Annotated in this window: 12 protein-coding genes and 1 pseudogene; 1 reads left to right on the top strand and 12 read right to left on the bottom strand. The window is 41.6% G+C overall.

Annotated features, from left to right (window positions below; all coding sequences use genetic code 11):
• Positions 1–261: transposase family protein (locus CBG25_RS08840; protein ID WP_290606100.1), on the top strand; the 261-nt coding region annotated here is incomplete at its 5' end.
• Between the two features lie 62 nt (positions 262–323).
• Here the strand turns inward: CBG25_RS08840 and CBG25_RS08835 are convergent.
• The 12 genes and pseudogenes from CBG25_RS08835 to CBG25_RS08780 all read right to left on the bottom strand — a co-directional run.
• Positions 324–626 (bottom strand): annotated as a pseudogene (locus tag CBG25_RS08835) (transglycosylase SLT domain-containing protein); the annotation flags it as partial.
• A gap of 28 nt (positions 627–654) precedes the next feature.
• Entirely contained in the window at positions 655–876 is a 222-nt protein-coding gene (locus CBG25_RS08830; RefSeq protein ID WP_290606098.1) for a hypothetical protein, read from the bottom strand.
• A 59-nt stretch (positions 877–935) separates the two neighbouring features.
• Positions 936–1,160, bottom strand: coding sequence for a hypothetical protein (locus CBG25_RS08825; RefSeq protein ID WP_290606096.1), 225 nt, complete (start codon positions 1,158–1,160; stop codon positions 936–938).
• Between the two features lie 35 nt (positions 1,161–1,195).
• Positions 1,196–1,495: a hypothetical protein gene (locus CBG25_RS08820; protein ID WP_290606094.1), complete on the bottom strand. Its 300-nt coding sequence runs from the start codon at positions 1,493–1,495 to the stop codon at positions 1,196–1,198.
• Positions 1,496–2,039: 544 nt separating this feature from the next.
• Positions 2,040–2,306, bottom strand: a complete 267-nt coding sequence (locus tag CBG25_RS08815) for a helix-turn-helix transcriptional regulator (protein WP_290606092.1) — start codon at positions 2,304–2,306, stop codon at positions 2,040–2,042.
• Positions 2,307–2,361: 55 nt separating this feature from the next.
• Complete coding sequence (locus tag CBG25_RS08810; RefSeq protein WP_290606090.1) at positions 2,362–2,982, bottom strand: helix-turn-helix transcriptional regulator; 621 nt, start codon at positions 2,980–2,982, stop codon at positions 2,362–2,364.
• Positions 2,979–3,245, bottom strand: a complete 267-nt coding sequence (locus CBG25_RS08805) for a hypothetical protein (protein WP_290606088.1) — start codon at positions 3,243–3,245, stop codon at positions 2,979–2,981. Before CBG25_RS08805 ends, CBG25_RS08810 begins: the two co-directional genes overlap by 4 nt.
• Positions 3,235–3,360 (bottom strand): hypothetical protein, encoded by a 126-nt coding sequence (locus CBG25_RS08800; RefSeq protein WP_290606086.1) that lies wholly within the window; start codon positions 3,358–3,360, stop codon positions 3,235–3,237. The genes CBG25_RS08805 and CBG25_RS08800 overlap by 11 nt, the downstream gene beginning before the upstream one ends.
• Positions 3,361–3,469: 109 nt before the next feature.
• On the bottom strand, positions 3,470–3,982 hold the full coding sequence (locus CBG25_RS08795; protein ID WP_290606084.1) for a DNA-3-methyladenine glycosylase: 513 nt from the start codon (positions 3,980–3,982) through the stop codon (positions 3,470–3,472).
• Between the two features lie 3 nt (positions 3,983–3,985).
• Positions 3,986–4,951, bottom strand: a complete 966-nt coding sequence (locus tag CBG25_RS08790) for an Rpn family recombination-promoting nuclease/putative transposase (RefSeq protein ID WP_290606082.1) — start codon at positions 4,949–4,951, stop codon at positions 3,986–3,988.
• A complete protein-coding gene (locus tag CBG25_RS08785) occupies positions 4,948–5,889 on the bottom strand; it encodes a replication initiator protein A (RefSeq protein WP_290606080.1) in 942 nt (313 codons plus the stop codon). The genes CBG25_RS08790 and CBG25_RS08785 overlap by 4 nt, the downstream gene beginning before the upstream one ends.
• A 48-nt stretch (positions 5,890–5,937) precedes the next feature.
• Positions 5,938–6,188 (bottom strand): IS30 family transposase (locus CBG25_RS08780; RefSeq protein WP_290603699.1); only part of this gene is annotated, 251 nt, incomplete at its 5' end.

Genomic DNA, 6,188 nt, shown 5'->3' with positions numbered 1-6,188 from the left:
ACCGGTTTTCAAGGTATAGATAAACAGCATCCTAATACACAAATCCCAAAAAAAGGAACTCGAAAAAGACCTTTATCGCCTGAACAAAAACAAGAAAATAAAATAATCTCGGGCATCCGTATTACAGTTGAACACGCCATCGCGGGTATCAAGCGCCTCGGTTGCATGACCCAAATTTTACGGAATCGTAGACCCTTTATTGATGATACCTTCTTACTCCTTAGCGCAGGTCTTTGGAATTTCCATCTCAGAACAGCGTAAAATTTACTTCAATCACCGAAACACCCTTATTTCACTATTAAGCAACACGCTTAAGGAATCAATAAATCACGGGCGCTCATCCCATAACGGTTAAAATTGGTGCTGGTTATCTGCATCAACCCAACCGAATAACGACGCTTTTTCTTCTCAATCCGGTCAATGATGCTGAGAGCTTCGTCTTTGCTTTTAGGATAGTGAGAAATAACGCCGTTGTTACCGGGCTTGCGTTCCGCTTGTGGAATAATTTCAGCAATGGCGTAGGGATTAAAACCGGACTCTACCCGTGCAATGTCAAGCGCTGTGTCGGGATGTACTGTCGTTGCACACTGCATCGCCAGCGCAAGAAAAGCGGTAGTTGAAAGCATAAGCTGCCTCTGAAAAAGCGCATTACCATTAGCCCGTTGGTTGATTTTGCGGCGATGCGCCTTCTTCTTTCGGCTCTAACAACACCAGCTTTCCCGAAACGGCTATGCCGGGTGTCAGAACGATATTGACGCCCGGTTTACTGTTGTGAGCAAAAGCCACACCGACTTTTGTCCAGTACGTGCTTTTATCGCCATTTTGATCAGGCTGGCTCTCCTGCGTGACATACACGTTGTAAGTTGGTTTTCTCATCGTGAGTTTCTCATTGAATAAAAATAGTTGAGGGATGGAAAATTAAAAACAGTATGCAGTTATCTTTTTTTTGGTCTTTCTCTCTCCTCCTCCGTACATAAAATACGTTTTAAATTATCTTTGGCTTCATCACCATGGCGTTCAATGATATAATGAATAAATTCAGCGACAGTGACGGGACGCCCAATATAATGACCGATATCGAGCACTAGTTTATCCAGACGGTCACGCAATATAGCGCCCACATAAATGTTCTTTCCCTTTCTGGAAAGTTGTTTAAACATTATTATTCCTTAAATAAAAGGTGATTAGCGGCATTTCAGCGCATAAGATATGTTTGTGGCAAACAGCGGTTGGTGATGCTGTCTTTTTGTTGTTTTTCAGTTTTGTTTAACCCCATTTTCAAAATGGCAATGAAATTAACCAGCGTATTCATGGTGTCCTCTTTTTGTTTTTTCGTGGATGTTATCCCCCATAGTTCATCAATAATGTCTTCGGTTGGACGGGTCTCATATCCCCGTAGAATACTGAGTCTTAATAACCGTATTTCATCGTCTTTTTTGCACTGTTCACGATAGCGCATTTGACGACGCTCACGGCAACGTTGACGAGCGTTCATCTATTATTCTCCCGCAAAAGTGGCTTAAGTGTTAAACACGTTAAAACATGCCAATCCTGAAACCACTTAACGTGGTGTACACCTGTGTCGGCATACGTCAGCCAGAAAGCGTTATAAGCTCCGCCTTGAGCGTAAAAATCAAGGCTACCGGCGATCAACCCGTTATTCCGTCGCTAATTTTTTAGCGGCGAAATGACTAATCATGCAGCATGACTATATCGTTTTCCGCCATACTGCGGATCGCCGATACTGATTTGTTAAAGAGCAGGCGCAACTATTCAGATAACAGGCACCTCTACCAACACTGGATGTTTTCAGTATCAGGTCGCCCGGAAAACCTGGGCGAGGGAAGATGATGACTTAAAAAATCAGGTCGGGGTATGGAGGGAACCTCCGTTTTTCCATAAAAATAAAAATATAAAAATCAATAACTTAAAAATAAAAACAAATAAAATTCATATTTATCAATAAGATAAAATCAATGTTATTTAAAATAACACTCCAAAAATTTTTGACTAAATTGCAGAGTGTTTTCTTATTAAAGTCACATAAAGGCGATTAACTTAATAAAAGCATCTTGAATAATAAAATTAAATAATGCCTTTAATTCAGAAGAGGAATTAAGTTCGTACTTATGCATTGCGCTGTTCAAATGATTATCTATCGTACTTACACTAATATTTAGTTTTAACGCTATTTCACTCCTTGTTAACCCAACTCTAAAAAGTGATAAAATCTCAATTTCTCTCTTAGAGAGCTTTGGAAAAAGTTCTGAGTAAGGTGTAAAATCTTCAATCCGAAAATACTTCATTATTCCCCCTATTCAGTTAGCGTAACGTCAGAGCACATCGCCCTGACGACGAGTCTTAAACGCTAATTACCTGACAACCAGAAGGCAGTAGTTGGGGAGGAATATAATGATTTATCCTGTTTTCTTGGCAAAATTGCCTAAGCTGATGCGCATGGTGCACTTCCGCTTTTCTATAAATATTATTTAAATGCACTTCGACGGTTTTAATTGCAATATCTAACCACTTAGCAATCTCCTTGCAGGTTAATCGCTGTAAAGCAAGGAACAAGATGTCCGATTCTCTGGCGGTAAACATCTCATTGGGTTGAGACATCATAACCCGATAAGGGGTCTCACATTCGATATATTCAAGCAGCGACAAAAATAGGAACGGCTGAGCATAAAAAAATACTCCTTGATAAACGTTCTTTTCATCGAATCTCGGAAAAAAATCAAATCGCAACGGTTGAGGCGGTTTTTTATAACCAGCGGGTAACGTACTCAGCATCGATAACGGTAATTTCTTATCGCGCATAACCTCTTCGTATTCATGAAAAACATCCAGTACTTGAGAAGATTCCACTGTCATTCCCAGAATATCCATCATTGCGGCATTGGTATAAACCTCAGATTGCGCATCAGTAAAGCCGCAGGGGATCGTGAGACTTTGGCAAAATTGGTTGATGGGGATGTTCATGCGATACCCCCTATTTTCAGAAGGGATACGCGTTGTCGCGGCGTCAAATTGCGTGAAATGCGCGCAAATTTAGCGAGGATGGCGGGTCTGGCGTTACAGACACGCTTACAGAAAATGGGATGCAGATTTTTAGGGCGAGCTTTAAGTGGGGTAGTAGCCATGATAGCAACCTCAGTAAGTAGCTGGTTTTCGCTACCACCTGAGTTGATCATCTCATTGGTGGTAGCCCAGGCGAGGTGATCAATACCGGCCTTACTGGACACCGGCCATCCTTACGGATGCCCCACCTGAGCCACCATTGTTATTAGGTATGCTTAGGCGTAAAAAAAGACGCTTGGCTGCGTCATTTGCCGCCAGTAAGATTAACGGGTTGATCATCCCGGTTATCCATTTGTAGATAACAACCCTATTGTAGCGACTGAGAGGAAAATCGGCAAGGATATATTAATGGATGTGGGTGCATATTAATGGTAACACTTAACAGTGTTTACATTGACTTAAAACGCCATAATTTGTCAGTACCAATTTTTATTCCTATTCTTGGCGTCTCCATATATTCTGGTTTAGCCGTCGAATCGTAAACACAAAAATCATGCGATTGTGTTAAATCAATCTGGTTATTATTTTTCGTGATATTTAAATTTTTGCAGAGTTTACCCGGCCCATCCAAAGAAAGAACGGTTGGTTTGTATAAATCAATTCCTCGAATTAAAACCGCCGCCGGAAATCCTTCACGTTCGGTCACAATATTCAGACAATGGTACATGCCGTAAATAAGATAAACATAGGAAAACCCGGCAGCACCAAACATGACTGCTGTTCGTGGCGTACAGCCTCTCGCGGCATGACAGGCCGGATCATCCTGCCCTATATAGGCTTTCACTTCGTTGATAACACCATAATAGTTAGAAAATTTTAAAACTTTTCCCAACAAATCCTTTGCCACACAAAGCGTATCACGCTCATAAAATGAGCGAGGTAAAATAGTATTACTCGACATCGATTAATCCATCAGCGCATTAATCTCAGCATCAGACAACCCAGTAGACATCTTGACAATGGCCCGATCAACGCCGTTGGCTAAAAGCTGGCGCGCTATGGTTCTGGCAGATTCCTGCCTACCTTTTTCAATGCCTCTCTGTTCACCAAGATGAATACCCTCTTGACGACCTTTCAAGATGCCTTTTTCAATGCCACGCTGTTCACCAAGTTTCTCGCCCTCTTGCCGCAGCTGCTCTGCAATGGTCATCACCACCTCCCGATAATCAGTTGCTCTTTCCGCAATCTGGTGCAAAAATTGCTTTGCATCAGAAGTATTTCCTCGTTCTACAATATAACATATTAATCCTCGAAATAGCTCAGGCTGCAATACCCACTGATTGAGCAAGGATACGATCTCATGACTTAACTCTAGCATATCGCGGGTACGGATATGCTTCATCACCAGCTCCATCAGGGCAACATGTCGATGTGTGACAATCTCCTCGTCCGGGATGGCCGTAACGTCAACCAGTGGAAACGCCTGCATATAGACAGACTTTGCCAGTTCCGGATCAGCAAAACAATCCAGCCAATGAGTACTGTATGGATAAGGCGAGATTTTACCCTGATAAAACAGCAGTGGTATCACTACCGGCAAGGTGTCGTTACCCTGCTCAAGATGGCGCTGCATGGCGGCAACCGCATATCTTAGAAGCCTGAACGCCATCAGCTTTTCCGGGCGGCTCTGGTGCTCGATGAGAGTATAGATATACCCAACTCCCGTAGTCGTCTGCACCGAATAGAGCATATCAGAGCACTGGCTACGCAGGTCTGGCTCAATAAAGCTGCCGGATTCCATCGTCAGCGTACTAAAATCACACAATTGACGAAGTTTTTCCGGTAAATGAATTTGCAGGAAATCCCTTGCAATCGTGATATCACCGAGGAATTTCTTAAACAAAGCATCGTGATTGGATAGTTTACTCATTTCCTAGCTCTTTTTTCTGCCAGTGAATTTTTTAATTTGTAAATTTCTTTCTTACCTTTTTCCCGTTGCTGCTCTTTCTCTTCCTGCTCCGGTGTCAAATTGCGATTATTAAAAATCACCAAATCTACTTTGGCATCGTAACAAATACTGTAATCGGGTAAGTCGTTAGCTTTAGCCAAATTTTTTAACATTCTTTTAAACTCTGCTTTATTCGCTGTACTACCCGTTTTCAAATGCAGTTTTTCAAAAGAAATATTAAACTCTCTCTGATTACCACAATGTTTACGAGCAATTTCATAGATACGCCGATCTATCGCTTTTCTGATACGGAAGTAATCATGGCTAATTTTCAATACTTTCTTCTTATGCAATGCCTTATAAAGCCAATCAGGTAAGGTTACTTCCACCATACCAATATCCAACTTACCTTTTTTTTCTTCGACTATACGCCAGCTATCGATAAGACCAAAACCTGTTGATTCCTGTTTATCATCAGAGTAGATAATATTTGTTGTAATTCTTGTCCCTGATAGCCTATCCAATGCTTTTTCTAACTCTTGATAAGTTCTACCGCTAATTGTTCTATTAGTTGTGACAAAAAAATCATAAGGCGTAAAACAAACAGTCCTACTGATTGGCTCGTTGTTATTCAGTGCATCCTGCAATTTAGATATCGCATATATCCAAACATCCTTGTCAAAAACAGTCGCTATACCTGCCGAGTTAGGTTTTATAGTAAGGCTAACATTTCCTTGTCGATATTCCCTATCATTCGTGTCGCCCCCTTTAAGGGCAAAAAAAGGATGCTCCATACTTGCCATCTCATCCCTAAAGCTGGAAAGCTCTATCTCATCGGCAATAAAAAAATCTATCTCGTGCCTACGCGGGCGTAACGTTTTCAAGTTGTTTACTCTCTGATTACTTGTATGATCTGCCATAGCCTCAACGGCCCATTCCCAGTCGAAACGCAACAAACCCATAAAACGTTATGCAGCCATTAGATGAGCTAAAAATACTTCATTTGGAGAAAAATAGCCCAACGATTTTCGTCCCCGAGTATTAAGTATGTGCTCAAGTTCTGCAATCTCGTTGTCCGTGACTGAGTTGAAATCCGTTCCTTTTGGGTAAAAACGGCGGATAAGTCCGTTACTGTGTTCATTTAAACCACGCTCCCATGAGTGATAAGGCCTGGCAAAGAAGACATTAGCACCGGTGATCTCAGTTATCTGTTTATGCA

The organism is Arsenophonus sp. ENCA, assembly GCF_002287155.1.
Classification (GTDB): Bacteria; Pseudomonadota; Gammaproteobacteria; order Enterobacterales; family Enterobacteriaceae; genus Arsenophonus; species Arsenophonus nilaparvatae.
Note: the sequence above shows the minus strand (reverse complement) of the source record. Positions and strands in the feature narration are given on the sequence as shown.